This window comes from Salinicoccus sediminis (assembly GCF_000986795.1).
In the GTDB taxonomy this organism is placed as follows: Bacteria; Bacillota; Bacilli; order Staphylococcales; family Salinicoccaceae; genus Salinicoccus; species Salinicoccus sediminis.
Genome location: NZ_LAYZ01000024.1, coordinates 38,880 through 65,807, shown reverse-complemented (window position 1 = coordinate 65,807; position 26,928 = coordinate 38,880). Strand labels below are relative to the sequence as shown.

32 protein-coding genes are annotated in these 26,928 nt (G+C 49.5%); 27 read left to right on the top strand and 5 right to left on the bottom strand.

From position 1 onward, the window contains the following. Window position 1: 1 nt before the first annotated feature. The 5 genes from WN59_RS08900 (at window position 2) to WN59_RS08880 (ending at window position 4,449) form a co-directional block, all read left to right on the top strand. A complete protein-coding gene (locus WN59_RS08900) occupies window positions 2–1,918 on the top strand; it encodes a cytochrome c oxidase subunit I (protein ID WP_046515990.1) in 1,917 nt (638 codons plus the stop codon). After that, window positions 1,918–2,544, top strand: a complete 627-nt coding sequence (locus tag WN59_RS08895; protein ID WP_156172419.1) for a cytochrome c oxidase subunit 3 — start codon at window positions 1,918–1,920, stop codon at window positions 2,542–2,544. Before WN59_RS08900 ends, WN59_RS08895 begins: the two co-directional genes overlap by 1 nt. 1 nt (window position 2,545) lies before the next feature. Further along, on the top strand, window positions 2,546–2,890 hold the full coding sequence (locus WN59_RS08890) for a cytochrome C oxidase subunit IV family protein (RefSeq protein ID WP_046515982.1): 345 nt from the start codon (window positions 2,546–2,548) through the stop codon (window positions 2,888–2,890). 126 nt (window positions 2,891–3,016) lie between these two features. Continuing rightward, entirely contained in the window at window positions 3,017–3,970 is a 954-nt protein-coding gene (gene ctaG, locus WN59_RS08885) for a cytochrome c oxidase assembly factor CtaG (RefSeq protein ID WP_052747366.1), read from the top strand. 20 nt (window positions 3,971–3,990) lie between these two features. Then, on the top strand, window positions 3,991–4,449 hold the full coding sequence (locus WN59_RS08880; protein ID WP_082099233.1) for a DUF420 domain-containing protein: 459 nt from the start codon (window positions 3,991–3,993) through the stop codon (window positions 4,447–4,449). Between the two features lie 86 nt (window positions 4,450–4,535). On the opposite strand, the gene WN59_RS08875 is transcribed toward WN59_RS08880, so the two are convergent. Next, entirely contained in the window at window positions 4,536–4,892 is a 357-nt protein-coding gene (locus WN59_RS08875) for a YugN family protein (RefSeq protein WP_046515975.1), read from the bottom strand. Between the two features lie 143 nt (window positions 4,893–5,035). Here WN59_RS08875 and WN59_RS08870 point away from each other — a divergent pair, with 143 nt between their 5' ends. Continuing rightward, window positions 5,036–5,479, top strand: a complete 444-nt coding sequence (locus WN59_RS08870; RefSeq protein WP_046515973.1) for a YlbF family regulator — start codon at window positions 5,036–5,038, stop codon at window positions 5,477–5,479. 75 nt (window positions 5,480–5,554) lie between these two features. On the opposite strand, the gene WN59_RS08865 is transcribed toward WN59_RS08870, so the two are convergent. Then, window positions 5,555–6,475, bottom strand: coding sequence for a glycerophosphodiester phosphodiesterase (locus WN59_RS08865; protein WP_046515971.1), 921 nt, complete (start codon window positions 6,473–6,475; stop codon window positions 5,555–5,557). 85 nt (window positions 6,476–6,560) lie between these two features. On the opposite strand from WN59_RS08865, the gene WN59_RS08860 reads away from it, so the two are divergent. After that, window positions 6,561–6,827 (top strand): DUF2129 domain-containing protein, encoded by a 267-nt coding sequence (locus WN59_RS08860; RefSeq protein WP_331386412.1) that lies wholly within the window; start codon window positions 6,561–6,563, stop codon window positions 6,825–6,827. A 3-nt stretch (window positions 6,828–6,830) separates the two neighbouring features. On the opposite strand, the gene WN59_RS08855 is transcribed toward WN59_RS08860, so the two are convergent. Then, window positions 6,831–7,199, bottom strand: a complete 369-nt coding sequence (locus tag WN59_RS08855) for a DUF7147 family protein (RefSeq protein ID WP_046515965.1) — start codon at window positions 7,197–7,199, stop codon at window positions 6,831–6,833. A gap of 60 nt (window positions 7,200–7,259) precedes the next feature. Between WN59_RS08855 and rsmD the strand changes: the two genes are divergently transcribed. Continuing rightward, window positions 7,260–7,796 carry a 16S rRNA (guanine(966)-N(2))-methyltransferase RsmD gene (gene rsmD / locus WN59_RS08850; protein WP_046515962.1) on the top strand — a complete coding sequence of 179 codons (537 nt, stop codon included), beginning with the start codon at window positions 7,260–7,262 and terminating at the stop codon, window positions 7,794–7,796. 2 nt (window positions 7,797–7,798) lie between these two features. Further along, window positions 7,799–8,284: a pantetheine-phosphate adenylyltransferase gene (gene coaD / locus WN59_RS08845; RefSeq protein WP_046515958.1), complete on the top strand. Its 486-nt coding sequence runs from the start codon at window positions 7,799–7,801 to the stop codon at window positions 8,282–8,284. On the opposite strand, the gene WN59_RS08840 is transcribed toward coaD, so the two are convergent. After that, the gene (locus tag WN59_RS08840; protein WP_046515955.1) at window positions 8,259–9,407 is read right to left on the bottom strand and encodes a nucleotidyltransferase; all 1,149 of its coding nucleotides are present in this window, start codon (window positions 9,405–9,407) and stop codon (window positions 8,259–8,261) included. The genes coaD and WN59_RS08840 overlap by 26 nt on opposite strands. 137 nt (window positions 9,408–9,544) lie before the next feature. On the opposite strand from WN59_RS08840, the gene WN59_RS08835 reads away from it, so the two are divergent. After that, window positions 9,545–10,066 carry a YceD family protein gene (locus tag WN59_RS08835; RefSeq protein WP_046515953.1) on the top strand — a complete coding sequence of 174 codons (522 nt, stop codon included), beginning with the start codon at window positions 9,545–9,547 and terminating at the stop codon, window positions 10,064–10,066. Window positions 10,067–10,069: 3 nt separating this feature from the next. Then, window positions 10,070–10,243: a 50S ribosomal protein L32 gene (gene rpmF / locus WN59_RS08830; RefSeq protein ID WP_017548446.1), complete on the top strand. Its 174-nt coding sequence runs from the start codon at window positions 10,070–10,072 to the stop codon at window positions 10,241–10,243. Between the two features lie 62 nt (window positions 10,244–10,305). Here the strand turns inward: rpmF and WN59_RS08825 are convergent, their stop codons facing one another. Then, the gene (locus WN59_RS08825) at window positions 10,306–10,773 is read right to left on the bottom strand and encodes an N-acetyltransferase (protein ID WP_046515949.1); all 468 of its coding nucleotides are present in this window, start codon (window positions 10,771–10,773) and stop codon (window positions 10,306–10,308) included. A gap of 113 nt (window positions 10,774–10,886) precedes the next feature. Here WN59_RS08825 and bshC point away from each other — a divergent pair, with 113 nt between their 5' ends. The 16 genes from bshC (at window position 10,887) to WN59_RS08745 (ending at window position 26,701) form a co-directional block, all read left to right on the top strand. Then, window positions 10,887–12,473, top strand: coding sequence for a bacillithiol biosynthesis cysteine-adding enzyme BshC (gene bshC, locus WN59_RS08820; protein ID WP_046515947.1), 1,587 nt, complete (start codon window positions 10,887–10,889; stop codon window positions 12,471–12,473). A gap of 143 nt (window positions 12,474–12,616) precedes the next feature. Beyond that, a complete protein-coding gene (gene mraZ, locus WN59_RS08815; RefSeq protein ID WP_046515944.1) occupies window positions 12,617–13,048 on the top strand; it encodes a division/cell wall cluster transcriptional repressor MraZ in 432 nt (143 codons plus the stop codon). A gap of 11 nt (window positions 13,049–13,059) precedes the next feature. Further along, window positions 13,060–13,989 carry a 16S rRNA (cytosine(1402)-N(4))-methyltransferase RsmH gene (gene rsmH / locus WN59_RS08810; protein WP_046515941.1) on the top strand — a complete coding sequence of 310 codons (930 nt, stop codon included), beginning with the start codon at window positions 13,060–13,062 and terminating at the stop codon, window positions 13,987–13,989. Window positions 13,990–14,000: 11 nt separating this feature from the next. Next, entirely contained in the window at window positions 14,001–14,381 is a 381-nt protein-coding gene (ftsL, locus tag WN59_RS08805) for a cell division protein FtsL (protein WP_046515939.1), read from the top strand. 106 nt (window positions 14,382–14,487) lie between these two features. Then, window positions 14,488–16,518: a penicillin-binding transpeptidase domain-containing protein gene (locus WN59_RS08800; protein ID WP_052747364.1), complete on the top strand. Its 2,031-nt coding sequence runs from the start codon at window positions 14,488–14,490 to the stop codon at window positions 16,516–16,518. 11 nt (window positions 16,519–16,529) lie between these two features. Then, window positions 16,530–17,507 carry a phospho-N-acetylmuramoyl-pentapeptide-transferase gene (gene mraY, locus WN59_RS08795; protein WP_046515934.1) on the top strand — a complete coding sequence of 326 codons (978 nt, stop codon included), beginning with the start codon at window positions 16,530–16,532 and terminating at the stop codon, window positions 17,505–17,507. Further along, window positions 17,508–18,848, top strand: a complete 1,341-nt coding sequence (gene murD, locus WN59_RS08790) for a UDP-N-acetylmuramoyl-L-alanine--D-glutamate ligase (protein WP_046515932.1) — start codon at window positions 17,508–17,510, stop codon at window positions 18,846–18,848. 17 nt (window positions 18,849–18,865) lie between these two features. Next, window positions 18,866–20,128 (top strand): cell division protein FtsQ/DivIB, encoded by a 1,263-nt coding sequence (locus WN59_RS08785; protein WP_046515929.1) that lies wholly within the window; start codon window positions 18,866–18,868, stop codon window positions 20,126–20,128. Between the two features lie 113 nt (window positions 20,129–20,241). Beyond that, window positions 20,242–21,702: a cell division protein FtsA gene (gene ftsA / locus WN59_RS08780; protein ID WP_046515926.1), complete on the top strand. Its 1,461-nt coding sequence runs from the start codon at window positions 20,242–20,244 to the stop codon at window positions 21,700–21,702. 26 nt (window positions 21,703–21,728) lie between these two features. Continuing rightward, window positions 21,729–22,868, top strand: coding sequence for a cell division protein FtsZ (ftsZ, locus tag WN59_RS08775; RefSeq protein WP_046515922.1), 1,140 nt, complete (start codon window positions 21,729–21,731; stop codon window positions 22,866–22,868). Between the two features lie 59 nt (window positions 22,869–22,927). Beyond that, window positions 22,928–23,698, top strand: coding sequence for a polyphenol oxidase family protein (locus WN59_RS08770; RefSeq protein ID WP_046515919.1), 771 nt, complete (start codon window positions 22,928–22,930; stop codon window positions 23,696–23,698). Between the two features lie 4 nt (window positions 23,699–23,702). Beyond that, window positions 23,703–24,344 carry a YggS family pyridoxal phosphate-dependent enzyme gene (locus tag WN59_RS08765; protein WP_046515916.1) on the top strand — a complete coding sequence of 214 codons (642 nt, stop codon included), beginning with the start codon at window positions 23,703–23,705 and terminating at the stop codon, window positions 24,342–24,344. Window positions 24,345–24,349: 5 nt separating this feature from the next. Then, the gene (locus WN59_RS08760) at window positions 24,350–24,949 is read left to right on the top strand and encodes a cell division protein SepF (protein WP_046515913.1); all 600 of its coding nucleotides are present in this window, start codon (window positions 24,350–24,352) and stop codon (window positions 24,947–24,949) included. An 11-nt stretch (window positions 24,950–24,960) separates the two neighbouring features. Continuing rightward, window positions 24,961–25,266, top strand: coding sequence for a YggT family protein (locus WN59_RS08755; protein WP_046515911.1), 306 nt, complete (start codon window positions 24,961–24,963; stop codon window positions 25,264–25,266). Between the two features lie 112 nt (window positions 25,267–25,378). After that, window positions 25,379–26,161, top strand: a complete 783-nt coding sequence (locus WN59_RS08750) for a YlmH family RNA-binding protein (RefSeq protein ID WP_052747362.1) — start codon at window positions 25,379–25,381, stop codon at window positions 26,159–26,161. A gap of 21 nt (window positions 26,162–26,182) precedes the next feature. Beyond that, window positions 26,183–26,701, top strand: coding sequence for a DivIVA domain-containing protein (locus tag WN59_RS08745; RefSeq protein ID WP_046515905.1), 519 nt, complete (start codon window positions 26,183–26,185; stop codon window positions 26,699–26,701). The last annotated feature ends 227 nt before the right edge of the window (window positions 26,702–26,928 follow it).

Here is a 26,928-nt window from a genome sequence, read left to right as displayed (position 1 = left end):
AATGGCATCCGCAACTAAAAAGAGAGGGGTCGGCCCTGTAATCTGGGATTACATGACAACGGTCGACCACAAAAAGATTGCAATCCTTTACTTGATTGCAGGAGGCTTCTTCTTCGCTCTAGGCGGTATAGAAGCAATGCTGATCCGTATTCAGCTCGCCGTTCCGAACAATGATTTCCTGTCTGCAGGATTGTTCAACGAAGTAATCACGATGCATGGTACTACAATGATTTTCCTTGCCGCCATGCCGTTGCTGTTTGCGTTTATGAACGCGACAGTACCTTTACAAATTGGAGCACGTGACGTAGCCTTCCCGTTCCTAAATTCACTGGGTGTATGGCTGTTCATCTTCGGTGGTATCTTCCTGAACCTTTCATGGTTCATGGGCGGCGCACCGGATGCAGGCTGGACAAGCTACGCGTCACTTTCGATCAAGTCACCTGGGCATGGTATCGACTTCTATGCACTCGGTCTGCAAATTGCCGGTGCGGGTACTTTGATTTCAGGTATCAACTTTGTCACTACAATTATTTCGATGAGAGCACCGGGTATGACTTATATGAGAATGCCGCTGATGACTTGGACAACACTTGTCGCTTCAGTGCTTATCGTATTCGCATTCCCGCCGCTTACAATTGGTCTATTCCTGCTGACTTTTGACCGTATGTTCGGTTCCAGTTTCTTCCTTGTAGAAACCGGGGGTAACACAATTATCTGGGAGCATCTGTTCTGGATCTTTGGTCACCCGGAAGTTTATATCCTGATCCTGCCGGCGTTCGGTATTTTCTCTGAAATATTCGCAACGTTCGCACGTAAGAGACTGTTCGGCTACTCAGCAATGGTATTCGCGACTGTATTGATCGGTTTCTTCGGATTCATGGTATGGGCACACCACATGTTCACAGTTGGTCTTGGACCGACAGCAAACGCAATCTTTTCGGTAGCCACTATGGCAATCGCCGTACCTACGGGTATTAAGATCTTCAACTGGATATTTACAATCTGGGGCGGGTCGATTGAGTTTACAACACCGATGCTGTATGCACTTGCGTTCATCCCATCATTCGTCATGGGCGGTGTTACAGGTATCATGCAGGCAGCAGCACCGGCTGACTACCAGTATCATGATTCCTATTTCATCGTTGCACACTTCCATTACGTCATCGTGGGCGGTGTGGTTTTCGGACTCCTTGCTGGTCTGCACTACTATTGGCCGCTGATGTTTGGTACAATGCTCAGCGAAAAACTCGGCAAGATTTCATTCGTATTATTCGTTGCAGGCTTCCATATGACATTCCTGATCCAGCACTTCCTTGGACTGTGGGGAATGCCGCGCCGTGTATTCACTTATCTGGACGGTCAGGGGTATAACACCTCGAACATGATATCCACCGTGGGTGCCCTGATGATGGCAGTGGCTGTGATAATACTCTTGATTAACATCATCATTACTGTAGCTAAAAACCAAAAAGTGGGCCGCGATCCTTGGGGCGACGGACGTACACTTGAATGGTCCCTTCCGCTTCCGGTTCCGCACTACAACTTTGCCCAGACGCCGCTGATCCGTGGACTGGATGCTTACTGGATCGAGAAGAAAGAAAATGACGGTAAGATGATGCCGGCAGAATCTCTTGATGATTTCCATATGCCGAACAATTCAATCATTCCATTCGTGATATCCCTCGGGCTTTTCGTCGCCGCCTTCGGCGCACTGCACTTTGCATCAGGCAAAGAGTGGGCGATCGACGCTGTATCGGATCTTCCGCAGCATCCTTGGGCCCTGTGGGTGCTCATTCTTGGACTGGCAATTGTATTCATTTCAATGGGTGTCCGTTCCTGGAAGGATGACCTTGGGTATTACGTAACTAAAGAAGAAGTGCTGAAAGACCTTGAAGAACAAGAAAGGGGTGCGAAATAATGGCTAACATGGAATATAATGTGCCGTCGGAAAGATGGCCGGCACACCCGGAAACGGCAACGCTCGAAGGTAAAAACAAATTTATCGGTTTCTGGACTTTCCTTGCTGGTGAGACTGCTCTATTCGCATCTCTCTTTGCAACATATCTTGCGCTGAAAGACTCTGTACCAAGTGATGATCATCTGCTTGCGGCGGACCTTTTCCAACTGGAACTGGCATTTGTCATGACGATGTTCCTTTTGACTTCTTCGCTGACAAGCGTGTACGCTGTCTATCATATGAGAAACAACAATTTCTCAAAAATGCAGCTGTGGCTTGGAATCACTGTACTGCTGGGACTCGGGTTCCTTGCACTTGAGATTTACGAGTTCATCGAATACACTCATCTCGGACATACTTTCCGATCTAGTGCATTCGGCAGTGCATTCTACTTCCTGATCGGTACACACGCTTTCCACGTCTGTATCGGACTGGTCTGGATTACACTTCTGATACTGCGCAATGCAAAACGCGGACTATCAGTTTACACTGCAGCGAAAGTAAACACTGCAGCACTGTACTGGCACTTCATTGACGTTGTGTGGATTTTCATCTTCACAATAGTTTACTTGCTGGGAGTGATGTAACATGGCAGAAATCAAACAAGAACCGATTTCGCAAAAGAAGCTTGAATACATCAGGCGTGAGCGTACGAAGGAAATGCGCCAGCAGATGGTTTCCTTCGCCCTCATGATCTTCCTGACTTTTGTGGCATTCGGTCTGGTGGCGATGGATCTCGATGCATCGTTTGTCATCCCGATTGTAATCGGCATGGCGTTCCTGCAGGTCATCCTGCAGTTCTACTACTTCATGCACATGAAAGACAAGGGACATGAATACATCAAACTTATGATGCTCACAGGCATGTTCTTCGCCATTGCATTCGTAACGACATTCATCTATATCGTATGGATCGGAGCTCCGATCGAGTAGGACAGCAAAGAGGCCGGCACAAATGTGCCGGCCTTTTTTGTCATCATATTGTCACCCGCAGGCGCTTGATGCGGCGGGGGATTGATTCTATACTTGAAATAAGCGAATTTTTAAAGGATGATCAGTTTGGAAAATATATCGTCTATATCCATATTCGGCTTCGTGGCAAACTGGAGCCCTTATTTCTTCTTGTTCACTGTCCTTCTGACAGTATTCTATTTTCTGATCACTAAAAAGTGGTACCGGAACTTTGAAGGCGGCAGGCCGCTCAGAGTGAAGGAAGGCACCGTCTTCGTCACCAGCATGGTCCTCCTGTACGGCATGTACGGGGCACCAGTCGACATACTGAGCCACATACTGTTCAGTTTCCATATGCTGCAGATGGCGGTTGTATTCCTTCTCATTGCACCGCTGATGTTCTATGCGGTGCCTGAATATGTATGGAAAGCGTTTGTGAATCTGCCTGTCGTGAAACAGATATTCATGATTACAAGAAAGCCGCTTGTGACACTCATCCTGTTCAATGGGGTATTCTCCATCTACCACCTGCCTGTGGTGCTGGATTTCCTTAAGCAGAGCGGGGCGCTGCACTCGGCATTCAATGCACTATTGTTCCTGCTTGCGATACTCATGTTCTATCCGGTATTCAACAAAGTGGAACCGAGGGAGAATCACATGGGCGGTCTGTTCAAGATGCTCTATGTCTTCGGTATCGGAGCGCTGCTCACACCTGCCTGCGGACTGATCATTTTCGCCGGAACACCTCTTTACGAGACGTATACGGACGGGGATGCATGGCTGTCCGCGATGGAGCTCTGCGTGCCTTCCGGTGTACTTGATGGCCTGCGCGGCCAGGGTCTGATTTCAGGACCGGAATACTTTACGGATACGACACCTGTCATGGATCAGCAGACAGGCGGCATCATCATGAAAGTGCTGCAGGAAGTGTTCTTCGGCTTCATGCTCGGCTTCATCTTCTTCAAGTGGTTCAAGGAAGAACGCATGGATGAAGAGGAGACGACCAGACGTTCTGTTGAAAATGCCCGGATCCAAAAAGAACTGTTCAACCAATACAGATAATCAGTAAGGAGAAATACACCGTGCATCTATTACCAACAATAAGTACTTTTTTCATCGTACTCAGTGCCATTTTCATGGCAGCCGGCATTGTCAGGATCAAAAAGCACCAGGATATTGACGGCCATCAGAAAATGATGAAATATGCCGCTGTCAGTGCCATCATATTCTTCATAATATATGTATCACGCACGATATTCATCGGCAACACAGCCTTCGGCGGGCCGGATTATCTGGTGCCGTTCTACACGGTGTTCCTCATCTTCCATATCGTGCTCGCAACATCGGGTGCTTTCCTGGGCGGAACACAGATCTATTTCGGCGCCAAGGAGAAGCTCTCGAAACACAGGAAACTTGCACCGTGGGCTTCAGTCATCTGGTTCGGCACAGCAATCACAGGCGTCATGGTATATGTGCTGCTCTATGTACTGTATCCGGGCGGTGAAACCACATCGCTGATCAGGGCGATCCTGCAAAACTGATTTCGGTACGGATCCATCGGGGTCCGTTTTTTTATTGGCAAATAAAAAAACAGGACACCGTAGTGTCCTGCAGATGTATCATCGTTTTAGACGAGCGCTTTCAGATCCCTGACGACAGCCCTGACCTTCTCGACTGCATGGTCGACGATGCGATCCGGGAAATGTTCATCGGCACCGTACTCGATGCCTGTCGGATAGTAATGTTTACCCATGTAAGGGTCCATAAGCTGGAGGATTGCATTATTAGCACCCACATCGCCTTCCAGGGTATAGCCCGGCATGCGTAAGTAGTAGATGCCCTCCGGCACTTCATATTTGAAGTCATAGGTCATACGTTCGTAGTCCCAGGAACCCCCGAGTACGAGACCGTTCTTGTTCATTGTGTCTTGCAGTATATCCTGAGAAATAACCATCGTCTCAAGACCAGAGTTTTCAAATACCATGAAATTTCCTCCCTAAGCATTTTGCATTACTTTAATTTTAATCCATATCCATAAGACTTGCAAATGGAATTTAAGCATTTCGGAAAAACCGGTGTAGAAGGGGAGGCTTACAATATGATACTATTGTGGGAGAGGTGATGTAGATGATAACTGAAAAGGAATTGGAAATCATGGATCAGCTCGATGCCTTGAACAGCAAGGTTATGGAGACTATGGAATACAGGCACTACTGCAAATACAGGGAACTGCTGGATACTGATCCGGCGGCATCCGGCCTTATACATCGTTTTACAAAAATGAAAGAGGAGTTCGAGGAAGTACAGAGGTTCGGTAAATACCATCCGGACTTCAGTACGAAAAGAAGGGAGATCAACCAGTTCAAAAAAGAGCTGGATATGAACCCGGTCATCATGGAATACCGGAAAGCGGAGTATCAGCTGCAGGCCCTCCTTGATGAAATACTCTATCATGTGAGCATCGGCGTGAGCCAGAACGTCAATGTGGTCAGCAGTAATCCGTTCTTCTCTGTCGGAGGGGAATCCGGATGCTCGACCGGCGGCAGCTGCGGCTGCCAGACGGCGATATAGAACGAAGACAGTCCATCGGGCTGTCTTTTTTATTACGGCAAAATAAAAGCCCCCTCCGGCGGAGGGGGGGCAGTATCAATATCTTTCGTTCAGAAGGTGGTGGCTGATATCAGGGAAATCGGTCACGATGGAATGGGCGCCTTTTTGTATGAGTGAATCCATTTCGTCCATTTCATTGATTACCCAGTAGCCGACCGCAACGTTCAGACTCTGAAGGTAGTCTATGAAACCTTCGCGGTCAAGCGGTATATTGTTGTATCTCGGCGGAATCTGGAAAGTATCCGCTTTTGGCGTATACAGGTGTTTGAAGCAGGAAGAATATGCGAGATACGCATTCCTGACCTGGTCCTCGCCGGCACCGAGTGCCACATCGTCGCCTGAATAGAGACGGAAGCGCTCGATCTGTTCATCGTGGAAACTTGTCACCAGTACACGGTCCATAACATCAAGCTCTGTTATCAATCTGTACAGAAGGCTTGGCATCAGACTGCCTTCATAGGACTCAGGAGCATCCTTGATATCGATGTTGATGAGCTTATCCGGGTATTTGCGGATGAGTTCTTTGAGTGTGACGATTTTCGCATCCTCTGATTCTCTGAACGGATGATTGCCTTCGACGTCACGGAAGTGGTAGCCGAAGTCGAGGGCACGCAGTTCATCGAGTGTCATATTGCTGACACGGCCGGCGCCGTTTGATGTCCGGTCGACGTATGCGTCATGGAAGACAACAATTTCTTCATCCTTGGTCATGCGGACATCAACTTCAAAGCCGTCCACATTGAATTCCGATGCTTTGTCGAATGCTGCAACAGTGTGTTCAGGTGCAAGTCCCATTCCTCCGCGGTGTGCGAAAACATAGGGGGAACGGTGTCTGAAGTAAGGCTTGATATCACGGATCTTCGTTTCACTCATGAGCTTGGTGCCGACCCAAAGACCTCCGATGACACCGCCGGCAACACCCACGGCTGTTAAAAATCCTTTGAAACACTTGTTCATAATTCATTGCCTCCAGTAATAGATTCATTTTAAAACTGCTCACTAACATGGTATCATATCTTTATATAAATTTATAAGGTGGGGTATGATGCTCGAAGCGCGCATTGGCATTTATATATATTTTAAACAAAATAAGTTTATACGACAATTGAAACGGCACGGCCACCTCATATATGTGAATAAAGATAAAAAGTACTTACTATTATATATATACGAATCCGAACTTTCTCAAACAATGAAAACGCTGGAACAGCTTAAATATGTCAGGGAAGTCATCGTAAGTGAATACCCGAATATCAGACGGGAGTACAGTACCGAAAACTATGAGGCGAAGGACTACCGCGTCATCTGAGCGTCAGAGGGGCGGAATCAGATGGTTCAGCCGTAATACGCCGGTGATGTACTGATAGAACTGTCCGCGTTCATAAAAATCTTCGGGATCCCGTGTGGAAAATTCGACGACCGGGATATCCGCGGTTTCGCACCACTCGCGGATCATCATGTATTTCCTGCCCCCTCCGGCATTGTACCGGATGCCGTTGTAGATGGCATAGATGGCCTGGAAATTACCGCGGACCGGCTGCATGACGAGCAGGAAGGTGGAAAGTTTTTCCTCTGTATGTAAAAATATTGCTTTGTCTATGCGTGTCTGATTGTGGGCAACCAAAGCTTCCAGTTCGAACAGGTCGCCGTACCCTTCACCAAGTGTGATGAATTTCTGCATGCTTATCAACTCCCATCATCATTTTAAACCAACCCTGGGAGGAAAGAAAGAGGATTTAGAGTGAGGATCATCAGTGGAAAATACAAAGCGAGGAAGATAGAAACATTGAATTCGAATGATACCCGCCCGACAACCGACAAGGTGAGGGAGAACATCTTCAATATACTGGGGCCGGTGGAAGGCGATGTCCTTGATCTGTTCGCGGGAAGCGGCGCGCTGGGCCTTGAGTCTCTCAGCAGAGGGGCGGACTCTGCGGTGTTCATCGATGGTGCCGGGGATGCTGTCGGCATACTGAGGAAAAATGCAAAAGCCGTGGAAGAGCATGTTGAAATATTCAGGAACGACTACCGGCGTGCGCTCAAGGCGCTGGCGAAGCGCGGCAGGCACTTCGACCTGATATTCCTCGATCCGCCGTATCACAAAGGGATGGCAGCAGATGCCCTTGCCATGATCAGTGAGCTCGGTATACTGGATACGGACGGCAGGATTGTTGTGGAGACCCATAAAGATGAGGGTTACAGAACAGGATCATTCATGAGTATCAAAGAGGCTGTCTATGGTACGATCAAAGTAAATGTACTTGTAAAGGAAGGGTAAAAATGGGAAGAATCGCAGTATGTCCGGGGAGCTTTGATCCCATTACATACGGACATTTGGATATTATCGAAAGAACGAGCAGAGTATTCGACACAGTGTATGTTTCAGTGCTGAAAAATTCATCAAAGCAGGGACTTTTCACACCGGAGGAACGCGTCGAACTGATCAGGAAGGTGACCAGTGACCTGCCGAATGTGGAAGTCAGGGAGTTCAACGGACTGCTCATAGATTTCTGCCAGGAGGTTGGGGCGGGTTCCATCGTCCGGGGACTGCGGGCGGTCAGTGACTTTGAATATGAAATGCAGCTGACATCCATGAACAGGAAACTCGACAGCAGCATAGAAACAATCTATATGATGACAAATAACAATTATTCCTTCATATCTTCATCCATTGTCAAAGAAGTGGCAAAATACGGCGGCAAGACAGAGGATGTCGTACCGCCGCTTGTAGAAGAGGCACTCAAGGAGAAGTTCGCCCAGCAATGATCACCGGTGTGTTGAAATCATCTCTGTTTGAGCCGGCAAAAACGTTATAGATGTCAGTCGCCGCAATTTCCGGCATTACGGAATTGCGGTTTTTGCTGTTTACGTTCGTAATGACTTCGACTCCTTCCGGCAGCCGTCTGAGATACTCCTGTCCCGTCCGGTTCATGGCAAGCACCCGGACGGCGTCCGGCAGGACGTACTCTTTCATTCTGTCCTTCGTAATGTTGAGGAGGATGGAAATCATGAGCCGGTTGAGGCGGGTCCTCGTATACCGCTTCGTCTTTACATCATTGATGAAGGAATCATATGAATTGTGGCGTCTGATCCGGTCCTTTATCCGGTGTTCGAGCCCTTCTGTCATCATGTAGATTCCGCGGAGTTCCGCATGGCTCATACGGCTGATGATGATTTTCAGACTGCCAAAAATATCCGCATTGGACAGAGGCGTACCATTTGCTATCTCCCCGGCAAGCGTTTTTGGCATATACCGCGCAGCTTCTGTCAGCCGGTTTTCCATCAGTGCCTTCCTGAGGCTCGTGGCACTGGAAAACCGGGATTCAGAAAGGTTTTCATCATCAAAGCGGTTGCCGAGCCGCGGTATGGTCAGCGGTTCGATATCCGTCCCTAGTGCATCGATGGCCCCGATGTATGACAGGCCGAGTATATTATTGGATCCACTGAACAGATCGGAACCGATGGCTTCGTCCACGGCACGCGGATAGCTGTAGCCTTCTTTCATCAGCGCAGTCATCGTGCGCCTTATATCAGTGTCCTTAAGTCTCGTGTAGACATCCTTCAGATCTTCGATGTCACCGGACTCGCTGCCGAATACGATATTGGTGCTGCCGAGCAGTGCGGCCGCATGCACGCCGCCCAGGGCGAAGTCATCGGCATAGCTTACGGCATTGTAGAGCGGGAGTTCGACGACCAGATCGACATGTTTGACGGCCGCTTCTGCGCGGGTGAATTTATCAGTGATGGCGACCTCCCCGCGCTGTGTAAAGTTGCCCGACATGATTGCGATGACGACATCGGCGCCCGTCAGTCTGCGCGAAGCTTCGATATGGTGGATATGTCCGTTATGGAACGGGTTGTATTCGGTGATTAAAGATGTGATAATCATCTATGAAACTCCTTTCCTGTGCATTATAATTGTAACAGATGGCGGAGTGGTCATAATGTGTTGTGTTAAGAAAATAACTTGACAGAAGACCTTGTTAACTGTACAATGTTTTTTGTGCTCATAAGAGGTGAAACTATATGAGATGGTCATTGACACAGCTGAAAAAGTTCAGTAATGAAAGTATCGCTGTGAACGAAAAAGTCCAGTTCAAAGAAATAACAGACCGCAAAGATGTGCTCGGACTTTCCGGGACATCTGTCGAGGGTGAAATGCATGTCGGAGCAAACCGGATCGGCGTAGCTCTCACAATCGATACTGTGGTTCATATGCTCGATAGCCGAACATCAGAAAATATCGAGGTTCCGCTCCACATTGAATCCTATGAGGAATTTGATGAAGAGGCGGAAGAGACCGATGAATTGGATGAAAATGTTCATCCGGTGACCCACACTTTGGATCTGGAACCCGTGGTCCGTGAACTTATCGTCGTCAATCTTCCGAATGTCGTGACAGAAAGTGACGAAGTTCCTGCCGGCGGCAGTAACTGGTCCGTCATGACAGAAGACGAACTGGCGGATGAGGAGGAACAGAAAGTGGATCCAAGATTATCAAAGCTTAAGTCACTGCTGGAAAGTGACAATGAGAATAAGGAGGATTAAGACATGGCAGTACCTAAGAGAAGAACCTCAATTACACGTAAAAGAAAACGCCGTACGCACCAGAAGCTTTCAGTGCCTGGTATGGTGGAATGCCCGAACTGCGGAGAGATGAAGCTTTCCCACCGCGTATGCAAAGAGTGCGGCAGCTATAAAGGTGAAGATGTCGCGGCCAACTAGGCGGCAGCGGCAAAGAGAGCCGTTGATGTTCAACATCAACGGCTCTCTTTTATTATGTGCGGCTACTGGTTCAGTACATAGCCTTTCGGGTACCATACGAGTGGGTCGTCCGCCATATCGCGTTCAATATCATATTTGAGTGTTTCAAAGCCATGCTTCTCAAAGAACGGTCTCGCGTTCTGACGGCTGATTGCCTTGATCGGCATTTTAAAGCTTTTGGCGTAGTCGATCATTTCGCTGCCGAATCCTTTGCCGTGGTACTTTTCAAGCACTTCGAGCTTCCATATGACCATGTATTCATGGGGCGGGTCGAAAATCGGCTGGTTGTTATCCTCTTTCGTATAGAGGCACATGCGGGCGGCAAGATTGTCACCGACATAGATGCCGTAGAAAGGCGAGTTGATATCAGCGTCAATCATGTTCCCTTCGAGCTCTTTTGTCATCTGGAGTTCCTGCGCACCGTACTCCCTGAACTTCTTGAAATCTTCCACAGTCTTGTAATTTATTGCCAAGTTTTTTACTTCTGCCATTATTATTCTCTCCTTTGTCATCATTATAGTATAGTTCTCTGAAATCATTCAATTGTTTTATAAGCATATAGTATTTATAATTAGATTAGCATATTTGATGAAGGAGTTTGGTTATGGAGATTGAATGTATGGACTTCCAGCAGGATCGCTTTACACAGCGATTCAACGAGAGGGATGAATCCCTGCTTAAATATTACCAGGGCCTCTCCTATGATAAGGAGAGCATCGATTCGGTGCTCGGGAGACCTGTACATAAGCATACAGAGGAACTTGCCGGCATAATCTGGAGCGAAATGTCGCCATATGGACTGAGCAGGTCACAGGAGGATAATATAGAAAGATTGAAAAAAGGGCAGCGTGTGGTCATCGGCGGCCAGCAGGCGGGCCTTTTTATGAGTCCGGCATATATCATCCACAAGATCATCACCCTCCTGGTGCTGGTTGAGGAAATAAAGAAAGACCATGGCTACGAGGCAGTACCCGTATTCTGGATAGCCGGTGAGGACCATGATTTTGAAGAGGTGAACCATACCCATATATATGACGGCGACCATAGAAGGAAACGCAAAATATCCTACAAACCGAATCTGACGGTGCCGATGAGCCTAGGGTTCTACAAGTATGACAAGGCCGAGATGAAAAGGGTACTGTACAGGATCACAGAAGGATGCGGTGATTCAGATTTCCTGAAAGGCAAAAAGGACGAAGTCGAGAGGATGATAGAGTCGAACGACTACTGGACGGAACTCTTCCATGCGCTCGTCCATGATACATTCAAAGATGAAGGGCTGCTCATATTCAATGCCCACTCGAAGAAGGTCCGCCGGCTGGAGGTGCCCATGTTCGAGGCGATGATCCAAAGCCGCAGGGAAATGGATGCCGCCTTCAGGGAAGGGCAGGCTGCCTTCGACAGGGAGGCGGGCATAGACAGGATGATAGAAACGGACACGAATGTCCATCTGTTCACCGGCTCTGAGTACACACGTACATTGCTGACATACGAAGACGGCAGATTCATCTCGGATGAGGCGCCGGCGGACGAGAGGGAACTTATGGGGCGCCTCGGGGAAACGCCGGAAACATTCAGCAACAATGTTGTGACACGGCCGCTCATGCAGGAGATGCTTTTCAACACCCTGATTTTTGCAGGCGGCGGTGCAGAGGTGAAATACTGGGGGGAGCTCCATAAAGTGTTTGAAGCATTCGATGTGCCGATGCCGATCGTCTTAAAACGCATGGAGATCATCCACGAAGACATGCGGGTTGAAAAACTTAAAGATGAGCATGGGCTGGCGCTTTCTGCCGGAATGCCCGATGATATTGAAAGAATCAAAGAAGCCCTCATCGAATCGCATACCGACATCCCCTTCCTCAATGAAGTGGAGGGAATCGGGGAAAGGCTGGTCCGGGACTACACAGGCCTCAAGCAAAAAGAGGGGAGAGGGCAGCACCGGCAGCTCATAGAAGCGAACATGTTGGCGCACCAGAAACAGCTGGACTATCTCAAAAGGAGATATCAGCTCACAGTCAGACGCAGTCTGCGCCGGCAATTGAATGACCTTGACGAAGTGGCGGAAAAAATGATGCCGGGCGGTACGCTCCAGGAGCGTGTGTATCATCCATGGATGTTCCAGGGGCACACCCCCACTTTTCCTCCACTTTCATACACAACACAGCTCACAGTCATAAAAACATTGTAATGACAGCTTTTACGGACAGTTCTTCCTGCCTTGGAAGAACTGTCTTTTTATTGTCTGAGAATAAAATGGGGCGAACAGCATAGAAATTGTGGTATGAAGTGGAGAGATGTGGTAGATTATTTATAGAGGCGGAGGTGATGGACATGTTCATGGGAGAATTCAGGCACCAGCTCGATGCGAAAGGAAGAATGATCGTGCCGAGCAGGTTCCGTGACGAATTGAAAGAACAGTTCATCATCACTCGCGGTCTTGATAAATGCCTGTTTGGATATACTATGGATGAATGGGCAAAGATCGAAGAGAAAATGAAGGAATTGCCGCTGACCAAAAAAGACGCCAGAAAATTCATGAGGCTGTTCTTTTCGGGGGCAACTGCTGTGGAGCTCGACAAACAGGGAAGGATTAACATCCCCCAGAACCTGCGGGATTATGCAGGATTGACTAAGGAATGCACGGTCATCGGTGTTTCCGGACGGATTGAAATCTGGGATGCTGCGGAGTGGGACGCTTTCTACTCTGAATCCGAAGAGAATTTTGAAGATATTGCAGAAGATTTAATCGACTTTGATCTATAGGGTGTGAAAGAATGTTCAGGCACGAAACCGTTCTATTGGAAGAAACAGTAGATGGACTGGATGTACATCCGGAGGGTATCTATGTGGATGCCACCCTGGGCGGCGGGGGCCACTCCGAATATCTTCTCGGCAAGCTCACAACAGGCAGGCTGATTGCATTCGACCAGGACGCGACGGCCATAAAGAATGCTGAGGGGAAATTCAGGGGACGGGAAAACCTGACGCTGATCCATTCCAATTTTGAAAACCTGCAGGAAGAACTTGACAGAATAAATGTACATAAAATTGATGGAATCTTATACGATCTCGGGGTATCGAGTCCTCAGTTCGATCTCACAGAACGGGGGTTCAGCCATTCCAGGGAAGCAAGGCTGGATATGAGGATGGACCAGAGCCGTGACCTCGATGCACATGAAATAGTGAACAGCTATTCATATGAACAGCTCGTCAGCATCTTTTTCAGATACGGAGAGGAGAAGTTCTCCAAAAAGATTGCCAGGGAAATAGAACGCAGGCGGGCTGAAGCGCCGATCGAAACGACCACGGAACTCACTGAAATAATCAAATCGCAGATCCCGCATAAGTTCAGAAGGACGGGCGGACATCCTGCCAAGCGTGTTTTCCAGGCACTGCGCATTGCAGTGAATGACGAGCTCGGTGTGTTTGAACGTTCGCTTGAACAGGCGATAGAGCTCCTCGATAAAGGCGGAAGGGTCTCTGTCATAACGTTCCATTCGCTGGAAGACAGAATATGCAAACAGATGTTCATGGAATATGAGAAGGGTCCGGATTTGCCAAGAAACATGCCGGTGGTGCCGGAGGAATACCAGCCGGTCTTAAAGCGTGTCAACAGGAAACCGGTCACAGCTGACACCGGGGCGGTCGAGGATAATCCGCGTGCAAGAAGTGCGAAGTTGCGAATAGCAGAGAAACAGAGGTAGGGAGTGTTATCATGGCGGTAGAAAGTTATAGACGTAATGTTATGCCTGAGTCCCAGGTTGAACCGAAAGTCCGGGAGAAATCCGGTACGAGGACCAGGACGCGTGTCGTAAGCCTGAAAAAGGCGGAGACACTGGTATATTTGACACTGTTTGTTCTGATTGCGGCTGCAGCGATCTTTGTGCTATCTTTAAAAATGGAAGCCTACGAACTGCAGACTGAAAAGACGCAGCTTGAAAATGAAATTGCGATCAAGGAAGGCGAGATCAGCGAGCTCAAGACGGAAGTGACGGATCTTGCATCCTATGACAGAATATATGAAAAGGCAAATGAACTCGGACTCGATCTGAACAATGGAAATGTAAAGGTTGCTGAGAAGTATGGCAAGGATTAGATTCAAGCTTGGCGATAAAACAAAAAGACTATCTGTCGGTGCGCTCCTAATTTATCTTGGTATAGGAGTGCTTTTTGTTTGCATATTTTGGCAATTCAGCTATTTAATGATTGTCAAAACACTGGATGACGAAGATCTGGTGGCACACGGCCAGGACAAATTCTCGCGTTCTGCCGAGATGGAGGCGGAACGCGGACAGATAACCGACAGGGAAGGGAACGTGCTTGCGAGCGACATGGAATCCTACCGTCTGGCGCTCATAACAGATTCCGACTACCCGAATCATGTCACGGATCCGGAAAAAGCGGCTGAAACACTTGCCGGCGTGATAGATATGGAACAGAAAGATATTGAAGCCCGTATCAAAGAGGGGATTGAAAAGGAGCAGTTCCAGGTGGAATTCGGCAGGGAAGGCAGGGACCTTTCCTATAATCAGAAAAAGACGCTGGAGGAATCCGGGACCGCCGGGCTCGTCTTCGTACCTGAGACGAAGCGTTTCTATCCGAACGGGGACTTTGCCTCCCATCTCATCGGCTACGCTGAAGAGAGCGGCGGGAGCGATGAACTCTCAGGCCAGATGGGCCTCGAGCGTGCCTATGACGATGTTTTGAGCGGTCAGGACGGCACAATAGACTACACACAGGACCTGTGGGGATATATCGTTCCGAACAGCGATACGGTGAAGCCGCCGCAAGGCGGAGCGAATATGAAACTGACCATCGATTCGAATATCCAGCTCTATCTTGAAGATTCACTGGATACCATGGAGGAGCATTTTGAACCGGAGGAGCTTTTCGCGGTTGTTGCCGATGCAGAATCGGGAGAGATTCTTGCGAGCGGACAGCGGCCTTCATTCAACCCGCGGACGCGTGAAGGGTTCGGCAACAGCTGGCTGAACATGCTTTATCAATACTCTTTCGAACCCGGTTCCACATTCAAGGTGTTCGGCCTGGCAGCTGCCATTGCAGAAGGGGAATATGATCCGGATGCGACGTATGAATCCGGCTCCTATGATGTGAACGGGCATACCATCTATGACTGGCAGAAAGAGGGATGGGGCAATATCACCTACAACCAGGGGATGCAGTATTCATCCAATGCTCTGATGATGCTCCTGCAGGATAAAGTGGGCGAAGACAAGATGCTCGAATACTACAGGAAATTCGGATTCGGCGAACCGACGGGATCGGAATTCCCCAATGAACCATCCGGCGTCCTCGCCTGGGACAATGAACTTCAGAGGAAAACCACTGCATTCGGTCAGAGTTCCACAGTCACACCGATACAGATGATCCAGGGAATGACTGCGATACTGAACGGCGGAAAGATGAAGAAGCCGTACGTCGTTGATGAAATCACCGATCCTGACACGGGTGAAGTGATCCATGACGGCAAAGAGACGGTCGTGCGTCAGGTCATTCCAAAAGAAGCGGCCGATAAGACGCAGGAAGAGATCAATACATTCGTCGGCGGTTCGGAAGACCATAACTCACAATACCTGCTGGATGATTATGAAGTTGCCGGCAAATCAGGAACGGCACAGATCATCGATCCAGAGGGCGGCGGCTACATGGACGGCGATTACGAATTCCTGACGTCATTCCTCGGATACGCGCCGGAGGATGATCCTGAAGTGATTGTCTACTACGGCATCAAACTTGCAAGTAAGAATAAATCCGATACATGGGATTACGGTGTCATGCACGGCTTCAATCCATTGATGGAACGCACTCTGAAATACCTTGAAGTGGAAGGTGCGGATGATGGTGCAGGCGGAGAAGCTGTTGAAGTCGGTGATTATACCGGCCAGCCGCTGTCGGAAGCTGAGCCTGCGGCCGAGGATACGATCCAGACGATCATCACCGGGGACGGTGAAGAGATTGTGGACCATTATCCGAAAAATGATACACTGTTGCCATATGATACATTCTTTGTAAAAACGGATGGCGAACAGCTGATGCCTGACCTTCAGGGGCTGTCGATGCGGGAGGCACTGATGTTTGGTGAATTCATGGGAATCGATGTGTCAGTTGAAGGCGAAGGCTTCATCCAGGAGCAATCCGTCAAACCGGGTACACCGATCGATGAACAGACATCGCTGGAGCTGACACTGTCATCGAATGATCCGAATGATTAGAGGAGGACAAAATGTTTACATTACTACCATTATCTATTTTAGGGCTGGCTGCATTCATACTGACAGCTGTGCTCGTGCCGTTTTCCCTGCCGATCCTGAAGAGGCTGAAGTTCGGCCAGTCCATCAGGAAGGAAGGACCAAAAAGCCATCAGGTCAAGACCGGCACGCCCACGATGGGCGGGCTGACATACCTGATTCCGATCCTGGTGTTCGCTCTCATATCCCTGCTGTTCGTCGACGATGTCTATAAGATGCTTGTACTGATCATCGTCACTGTCGGTTTCGGCCTGATCGGGTTCATCGATGACTACATCATCGTCGTCAAAAAAGACAATACCGGCCTGACTTCGAAACAGAAGTTCCTGGCACAGATAGCCGTCTCCGTCATCGTCTATTTCATACTGACGTTTGCGATTCCGGACATTTCTTCTGCAGTCCATATTCCGGGTACCGGCTTCAGTATTCCGCTCGGAATCCTGTTCATCATATGGATCGTGTTCTGGCAGGTCGGGTTTTCCAATGCCGTAAACCTGACAGATGGGCTCGACGGCCTTGCAACAGGGCTTTCAATCATTGCATCCGCAAGTTTCCTCGTCATTGCGCTGATGCGCGGTGAAATGGCGGTTGCGCTTTTTCTGACCATCATGATCGGCGCACTGGCCGGATTCCTGCTGTTCAATAAATATCCGGCAAAGCTGTTCATGGGCGACACCGGCTCACTTGCACTCGGTGGAATCATCGCGACTGTCTCCATCATGCTGAATGACAGTCTGCTGCTCCTCATCATCGGCATCGTGTTCGTCATCGAGACGGCGTCTGTCATGCTGCAGGTCGCATCATTCAAACTGACAGGCAAAAGGATATTCAAAATGACACCGATCCATCATCATTTCGAGCTCATTGGCTGGAGCGAATGGAAGATCGTCATCGTTTTCTGGCTGACAGGGGCAGCTGCCGGTGTAATCGGTGTATTGCTGGGGGCGGTCTAAATGGAGAAATATGACGGGTTCAAAAATAAGAGGGTCATCGTCCTGGGGTACGGCAGGAGCGGGCGGAGCGCGGTCTCGGCACTGGTATCACTCGGCGCAGACGTTGTTCTTACGACCAATGAAGTACTTGCCGATGAGCGCCTCAGGCAGACGATGAAAGGATGGGGCGTTGAAATTGTGGACGGTCATCATCCATCAAGCCTCCTGAACGATGCACAGCTTATCGTAAAAAACCCGGGGATTCCCTACGGTATAGAGTTCCTCCAGGAAGCTGAAAGAAGAGGGATCCCGATCATAACGGAAGTCGAGATCGCCGGGCATATTTCAGAGGCGCCGATCATCGGCATTACAGGTACAAACGGCAAGACGACCGTGACCCATCTGATCGGGGAAATGCTGTCCCATTCCGGACTCAGCCCGATCCTTTGCGGCAATATCGGCTATCCGGCCACAAGCGCCGCAAAAGAGGCGGGCGGAGATGATATTCTCGTAATGGAGCTTTCTTCATTCCAGCTCATGGGCATCATGGATTTCAAACCGGATACAGCAGTCATCACCAATATATACGAAGCGCATATCGATTACCACGGATCGGTGGAGGCGTATGAAGCGGCAAAACTCAATCTTCTGAGGAATATGGGGGAGGAGGACAAGCTGGTTTTCAACGGCATGCAGAAAGGGAAACTCGACAGGCTCGACCATGCCGTCGATGTCGAATTCTTCTCGGTTGAAGGTGAAGCGGCCGCCTGCATAAAGGACGGCTGCGTCACCTATATGGACAGACCGCTCATCCATGTGGATGATGTGTTGCTTTTGGGCGGGCATAACCATGAAAATATACTGGCTGCTTTAATCGCTGCAAAAATGCACGGGGCGACGGATGAAGGAATCGTAAAGACGCTCAGCACCTTCGGCGGCATCCCCCACAGGATGGAGTATCTCGGGGCTGTCGGCGGGACCGATTATTACAATGACTCCAAAGCGACCAATAATCTGGCTACCTCATTTGCGCTTAAAACATTCAAGTCGCCTGTAATATGGATCGCCGGCGGATTGGACAGGGGGCAGACACTCGATGAGCTCATCCCCCGCATGGAACGGGTCAGGACAATTATCACGTTTGGTGAAACAAAGGATAAATTCATTGAGCTTGCCGACAGGACACACAAGGAAATTCTGACAGCAGAGAATCCATACGATGCAGCCGGCCTTGCTGCAGGCATAAGCCGTCCGGGGGACACTGTACTGTTTTCCCCCGCCTGCGCAAGCTGGGATCAATACAAGGATTATGAAGCACGGGGCGACCATTTCAAAGAAGGCTTCAGTAATTTGGAAGACTGAAATCAGGAGGTGAGCCGATGGAAGAACGTCCGGATATCAATGACCTTAAAAAGAGGCTGAAAGACGACCGCACAGGAGGTAACGATGAACATGAAGATATGCTGAGGGCGCGTCTTGAAGGTGAGCCCGAACCTTCCGGACATGAAGACGGTGAGGATGCTGCAGCACCCCTAGAGGAACCTGAAGCCTCTGCGGGAATGGATGAGGCGGAAGATGACAATTTTTCCCCTGCGGGAGAAACTGAAGCCCCAGCACAAGAGGTACAGGATGAAGACGCAGAGGATCCAGATGAGATAGAGACATTCACGCGGGACGGCAGGCCGATTTCCGTCGATACCTACAACCGGACGAAACGGGCCGGTGATGAAAAGGAAAAGCATCGGCCAGGACAAAAAGGCCGCCGTTTCAAAAAACCGGCAGCGAAGGAAAAGGTGAAAAAAGAGAGAAAACCTCTGAAGTCATACTTCAGGAAGCCGAAGCGCGTACATGTCTATACGGGGCTGATCATCCTGGCGCTCATGATGTTCGGCACACTGGTCTGGTATGTTTTCTCCGGTGCAAGTTCGGTCAGGGAAGTCAGCATTTCCGGCAACAGTCTGATCAATGATGAGGAGATTGCCGAAAGGCTGCAGTTTTCAGAAGGTGACAAGATGTTCAGCATCAATACGGACCGTGCGGAAGAGAACATTGCCCTTTTGCCTGCGATAGAGGAAGTCCATGTGGAGCGGTCCTGGTGGAACGGCGTGGATGTGAACATCTCGGAATACCGGCCGCTCGGTTATGTCACCAACGGCGGAAACTACTACCCGGTCCTTGAAAATGCCAGAGTGCTGCGCGGTTATCCGGCACCACCGAATGAAGCCCCCATCCTCCATTATTTCGAGGGTGAGGAATTTGACGCCCTGGTGGAGAGCCTGAGCAAAATCGAACCTTCGATACTTGACGGAATATCGGAAATTTATTACCGCCCGTCTGAACAGTCATCGACACGGATCCATATGTTCATGAATGACGGGCAGGAAATTGTGGCGGACTACCGTACGATCGACAGCAAGATGAACTATTACATCGGCATGCGCGAAGAGATAGGCGACAGTAAAGAGGGCGTAATCGATCTCGAGATAGGCAGCAGCTTCCTGCCGTACGACAGTGCAGAGGCGGAGGATATAAAGCAGGGCATCTATGAAACGCCGGTCCAGGCGCAGTATATAGAAAATGTGAGCGGTTCTCTTGGCAATGTGAAAGAAGTATTATCCGGTTTCGGGGACGGGGAGGAGTAATTCCCCGTCCATTTTTTTACTGGACTATTCTCCCTAAATAGTTCACAATATATAAGGTATAATGTAAACTGTATATAGAGAAAACTGAAAAAGCTTGCTAGGAGGCAGACGAGTTGAAGGAACATTATTATGTTGCCCTTGATATCGGTTCCACCAGTGTCAAAGCGGTGGTCGGTGAAAAATTCCATGATGGTGTAAATGTCATCGGTACCGGTCAGACCTTCACTGATGGGATTTCCAGGGGAATGATCAAAGATTTTGAACTGGCAAGAAATGCTATAAAGGATACTATTAAAAAAGCGAAGATTTCATCCGGGATTGAAATTGATGAAGTCTTTCTTAAAATGCCGATAACCGGCACGGAATTCGGGACGGGTGAAGAGGAACTCCGCTTCGGTGGAAACTCCACGGAAATCACCGGAGAGCATATCGAGGAGCTCCTCGAAACGATCAGGGAGCGTGAGATGCACAATGATAAAGAGGTCATCACTGTCTTCCCGAATTACTTCAGAGTGGATGATCTGCATGAAGTGGCCGATCCAAAAGAGATGATGGCAACCCAGTCGCTGTCTGTGAATGCAGGCATCATACTCATCAACAGGTCACTATTGATGAATGCAGTCAAATGCGTGGAAGACTCAGGCCTGACTGTCCTCGATGTATACTCCGACGCTGTGAACTATCAGCATGTCCTGAGCGAATCCGAAGTTGAACTCGGCGGAGCGGTCATTGATATCGGCGCCGATCTGACCCAGTTCGGCTACTATGAGCGCGGTGCATTGAAATTCGCCGGCAGTCTGCCTGTCGGCGGCAGCCATATTACAAATGATCTGTCGGAGGCTTTCAATACACCGTTCGAAGTTGCGGAGAAAGTGAAGCACCAGTACGGCCATGCATTCTTCGACCTCGCTTCGGATGAAGATATCGTCAGACTGCCTCAGAGGGATGGGGAGCCTGATGTCGAGGTTACGCCGAAGGATCTGGCGGATATCATCGAACTAAGGCTCGAAGAGATGCTCCTTGATGTGTTCGCAGAACTTCAGGCAGCCGGCATTACAAGAGTGAGCGGCGGCTTCATCGTCACAGGCGGCACCGTCAACCTTCTCGGAGTCAAAGAACTTCTCCAGGACCTCGTGAGCGAAAAGATCAGGATCCACATCCCGAAACAGATGGGGGCAAGAAAGCCTGAATACGCGAGCGCCATTTCAACCATATCCAGTGGAATAATGTTTGATGAACTACTTGAGTATGTTACAATTGATAATTATGAGACGGAGCCTGGGGAAGCTGTCGGGGAAACGCCTGCAGAGGATTCCGGGAGCTTCTTTACGGGACTGTTCAATAAGCGTAAAGAAAACAATGCCCGTCAGCTGGAGGAGGAAAATAATCAGTACTCCTACGATGGCGAAAGTGCCGAAACACCTCAGAACGATGAAGAATACTCCGACTACGCTTATGAAGATGACCGTCCGGATGAACCTGTCACGAGAAGTGATGAGGAAACAAAACGGCCGGATAAACCCAAGGACTACCGTGGATATATGAAAAAACTGTTTAAAAATTTGTTCGAGTAAGATGAATGACTGGGAGGAAAAATAAAATGTTAGAATTTGAGCAAGGTTTCAACCATATGGCTTCGTTGAAAGTCATCGGTGTAGGGGGCGGCGGAAACAACGCCGTCAACCGCATGATTGATGACGGCATGCAGAATGTGGAGTTCATCGCCATCAATACTGACGGACAGGCGCTGAATCTTTCAAAAGCTGAATCCAAAATCCAGGTCGGTGAAAAACTGACACGCGGTCTCGGTGCAGGCGCCAACCCGGATATCGGTAAAAAGGCGGCCGAGGAATCCCGTGAACAGATCGAAGATGCAATCCAGGGCGCGGACATGGTGTTCGTCACCGCCGGCATGGGCGGCGGAACAGGCACGGGAGCAGCCCCGGTTGTAGCCAAGATTGCCAAAGAGATGGGTGCGCTTACTGTCGGTGTCGTTACAAGGCCGTTCTCGTTCGAAGGAAGAAAACGCCAGACACAGGCAGCGGCAGGTGTAGATGCAATGAAGGCGTCAGTGGACACACTGATTGTCATCCCGAACGACAGGCTCCTTGACATCGTTGATAAATCCACTCCGATGATGGAAGCTTTCAAAGAAGCGGATAACGTACTCCGTCAGGGCGTGCAGGGCATCTCCGACCTCATCGCTGTAAGCGGTGAAGTGAACCTCGACTTCGCAGACGTCAAGACGATCATGACGAACCAGGGTTCCGCACTCATGGGAATCGGTGTATCAAGCGGTGAAAACCGTGCAATCGAAGCGGCCAAAAAAGCCATTTCAAGTCCGCTCCTTGAAACATCGATCGTCGGTGCGCAGGGTGTTCTCATGAATATCACAGGCGGAGAGTCCCTCTCGCTGTTCGAAGCCCAGGAATCCGCAGACATTGTACAGGATGCGGCTGATGAAGATGTGAACATGATCTTCGGTACAGTGATCAACCCTGAACTCGAGGATGAAATCGTAGTTACGGTCATCGCGACCGGCTTCAACGAAAAATCCGTGAACAGAACACCTGAAAGAGAAGAAAAACGGGATTCTGTTTCATATCCGACCTCCCAGAGAGTCGACGATACACCGCCGTCACGACCGGCGCGTGAACCGGAAAGAAGCACTCCGGAAACGAAGGATGAAGACTACGAAGTGCCGACATTCCTTAGAAACCGTTCAAGACGCAGACGATAGAATAGAACTTAAGTCAGAAGGGCGAGCCTTTCTGACTTATTTTTTAAGGTGTGACGATAATGAATCTTGAAAACCACCGCCATCATGTCGGTTTTGAAAATCATGAAATACTGATGGGATATACAAAACGGACAGGCGGCCGGAGCAGTTATCCCAAGGACAGCTTCAACATGGCACTCTACATCGGTGATGACGAAAGGAATGTCCATGCACACCAGGATGCACTGGGCCGGGAAACCGGCTTTCCGCCTGAGAACTGGATACTGCCCATACAGACACACGGCGGGAATATCCGGGAGGTAGGAACACAGGATGCAGGTATGAATGTCAGGCGGCTGACCGGTGAACTCCATGATGTGGACGGCATATATACATATGATCCCGGCCTGCTGCTTACCATGAATTATGCCGATTGTGTGCCGGTCTATATGTGGAGCAGGAAAAACAGCTTTACTGCCCTGGCCCACGCCGGGTGGCGGGGGACATCACACAATATAACAGGCCGGATGGCCGGATCTTATGACGGCGATCCCGCCGACCTGGAAGTTGTCATCGGTGTGGCGATCAACGGTTCCTGTTATACTGTGGATGACGCGGTCATCAATGCACTGGAAACAGCCGGTCTGCCTGCATGTGCTGTCGAGGCGCATCAGGAAGGGTTTGACCTTGATCTGAAGGCCGTGAACCGTCATCAGGCGGTCATGGCGGGTGTGGATGCCGGTTCGGTGCATGTCACTGAAACCGGAACTGAAGAGACAGAGCGATTCTTCTCTTACCGTCTGGAGTCGGGCAACACAGGGCGTGCCCTTGCATTCATCGGGAGGAAATAGATAAATGATCAGAGAGAATTACACACGTATCAAAGAGGAAACGGGTGATGATGCGACAATCATTGCCGTGACGAAATACCATACTGTCGAAGAGACTCTGGAAGCTTATGATGCAGGTATCCGGGATTTCGGCGAAAACCGCCCGGAAGGCTTCCGCGAGAAGAGGGAGGCACTGCCTGGGGATGCAACTGTGCACTTCATAGGCACCCTGCAGTCGCGCAAAGTGAAACTGATTGCAGACGATCTTTATTACCTGCATTCGCTTGACCGTGAGTCCGTCGCAAAAAAAATTGAACAATACAGCGATCATACTGTAAAATGTTTTATACAAGTCAATGTCTCCGGCGAAGATTCAAAACACGGGCTCGCTCCGGAGGATGTCCCGGAATTCCTCGATGTTCTCAGAGACTGCGGAAAAATCGAAGTCATCGGTCTGATGACCATGGCACCGAATACTGAAGACAGACTGCTGATAGATGATGTTTTCAAGAGGCTTTCGGAGCTGAAAGGGAAGCTTTCTGCGGAAAACGGCGGCAATATTCAGATCAGTGAGCTCAGCATGGGGATGAGCAATGACTATGACATTGCACTCCGGCATGGTGCGACCTTCGTCCGGATCGGCAGCAAAATTATGGGAAGCAGGTGAATGCCATGGCCATCAAAAAATTTTTCAAAGATATGTTCGTAGTGGAATACGAAGAAGACGCCCCGGCAGAAACTCAGGAGCCGGAGAAAAAGAAACCCCGGCTAAATTCCAAGGTGACCAGCTTTGAGCAATCAGCCAAAAAGCGCCCTGCTCCGGTGGAAAGCGAAAAAGACGGGGATAAGAAGCAGGCGAAGGGCCAGGATGCCAAGGAAAAGAAGATGGCTGAAGGCATCCGGGGTCCCGAAAGAAGAAAATCAGCGGCAAAGCGCCAGGAGAAAGACAAGAGCACACTCAGGAACGAGAAGGAGACGAAACTGATGACGGCAGAAACGAGCAATACGAAAGTTTGTCTTTTCGAACCAAGGGTTTTTTCAGAAACACAGGATATTGCCGATGAGCTGAAGGCTGAACGTGCAGCACTGGTTAATCTGTCCAAAGTGGATCATGGTCCGAAGAAGCGCATTGTCGATTTTCTGAGCGGGACGGTATATGCGCTTGACGGCGACATTCAGAAAGTCGGAAGCGACATCTTCCTGTGCACTCCCAACAGTGTAGGCGTAGAAGGGGAAATCAGTGGACAGAAAGACCACTCAGAAGAAATTTAAGGAGAGTTATTTTGGATAATCAATTAATCATTGAAATACTTTTGTTTATAAGGAACTTCATCAATACAATATTCCCCATCTTCACATGGGGCCTGATCATATACATTCTGAGTTCGTGGCTGCCGGCGCTGCGTGAATCCTCGTTCGGCCGGATACTCGGAAAAATCTATGAGCCGATACTGGAACCGGTCAGGAATCTGATTCCGCCTCTCGGCGGGATGCTCGACCTTTCCCCAATCATCCTGCTTATCGGGCTGAGATTATTCCAAAGCGGCCTGAACTCCATTTTCCAGGCGATCATAACGGCACTGGTCTGAACCGAATATGAGATATGGGCGCCCGGGACGGATATGTCATGAATGTGTATCCCGGAGCGCCCAATTTTTATATGCAGCACGAGTATCACAGTAAGATGGCGGAGGATGAATGATGAAAGAGATCTATCAGCATTTCAGGAAAGAAGAACATGATAAGATTACGATGCTGAACGGTAAGTTTGAAATAGCATCCAGGGATTACTACCCGGTCCTGCTGGATTTCCTTGACCCGCGGGAGCGGAAGATCGTACGCAGCATCGCCGGTTCATACCCGGATCTGAGAGTCGAATTCTACGGCGGGGGCACAGGAGAGCGGGAACGGGAGCGGGCGATGATAATCCCCGAATTGCTTGAAGCGGCGAAGGATGACTTCGAAGTGCTGGTATTTGAAATCGGCTATCCCGAAAAATTCGTCACGCTGACCCACCGCAATGTTCTCGGCGCTGTCATGAACGTCGGACTCGATCGCTCCCTGATTGGTGATATCATAACAGGGGACAGGATCCAGCTCGCAATCGCGGAACCCTATGCGCCGATGTTCAGGGAGACGCTCGGCAGGATAAAGAATGCGCCGGTGACCCTCACCGAAATCCCCCATGAATCATTCATGGATGCTGTGGATGACGGAAAGAGCCATGTCATACTGTCCTCATCATTCAGACTGGATACTGTCATTTCCGAGGTCATCAAAGAGGGCAGGGCCAAATCCAAAAGCCGCGTGGAGAAAGGCAAAGTGAAGGTGAATCATTCGATTGTTACCGAACCATCGTTTATAATGGAAACCGGCGATATCGTATCGGTGAGGCACTTCGGCCGTTTTGTCATCGATTCCCTGATTGCAGAAACCAGGAAAGGGAAGTACCGCATTCTGGTTAGACTGTACAGAGACGGGTAAACACAAGTTGAGGTGAAGGATATGGACAGAGAGGAAGCGGTGAACAGGAAGTTCGCAACAGTATACCGCGGATTGGATGAAAAAGAGGTGCGCGACCATCTGAAAAGGCTGCAGGATGAAATTGAATCCCGGGATCAGAAGATCAGACAGCTTGAAGGTCTGCTTGATGACCGTGAGGAGAACCTGAACAGTTTCAGAAGCGTCGAAACGAGCATCAACGAGGCGATCCTTACTGCCCAGCGTGCAGGGGATGAGACTAAACGCATTGCCAGTGACCGTGCTGAAGAGATAGTTTCAGGGGCTTCGGCCGAACGCGAACGCATCATTGAGGATGCGATGGCACGCGCCCGTCACATAGCGTCACAGACAGAGGATATGAAACGGCAGTCCAAAGTTTTCAGGGCGAGATTCAAAATGCTCGTCGAAGCACAGCTCGATCTTCTTAAATCGGAGGATTGGGACTACCTCCTCGATTTCGAGCAGAATCAGGCACACCGGCTGGACGACATGGAGGACAGGAAGCCGGAATCCGGCGAATGACATATTGACGGATTGTCAAATATTTAGCATAATAATAGTATTGTTAGACATGCAGGCGTCATTGAGTGATACCAGCGACCGGAGGATGGTGGGAGCTCCGGCTTAGGGTGACGGTGCTGATATCACTAATGATGTATTTCAATATACTGGACAAGTGGACTCATGTCGTGGGTCAATGAGGGTGGTACCGCGGATATTCATTCGCCCCTGTTGAAACACGGCATGAG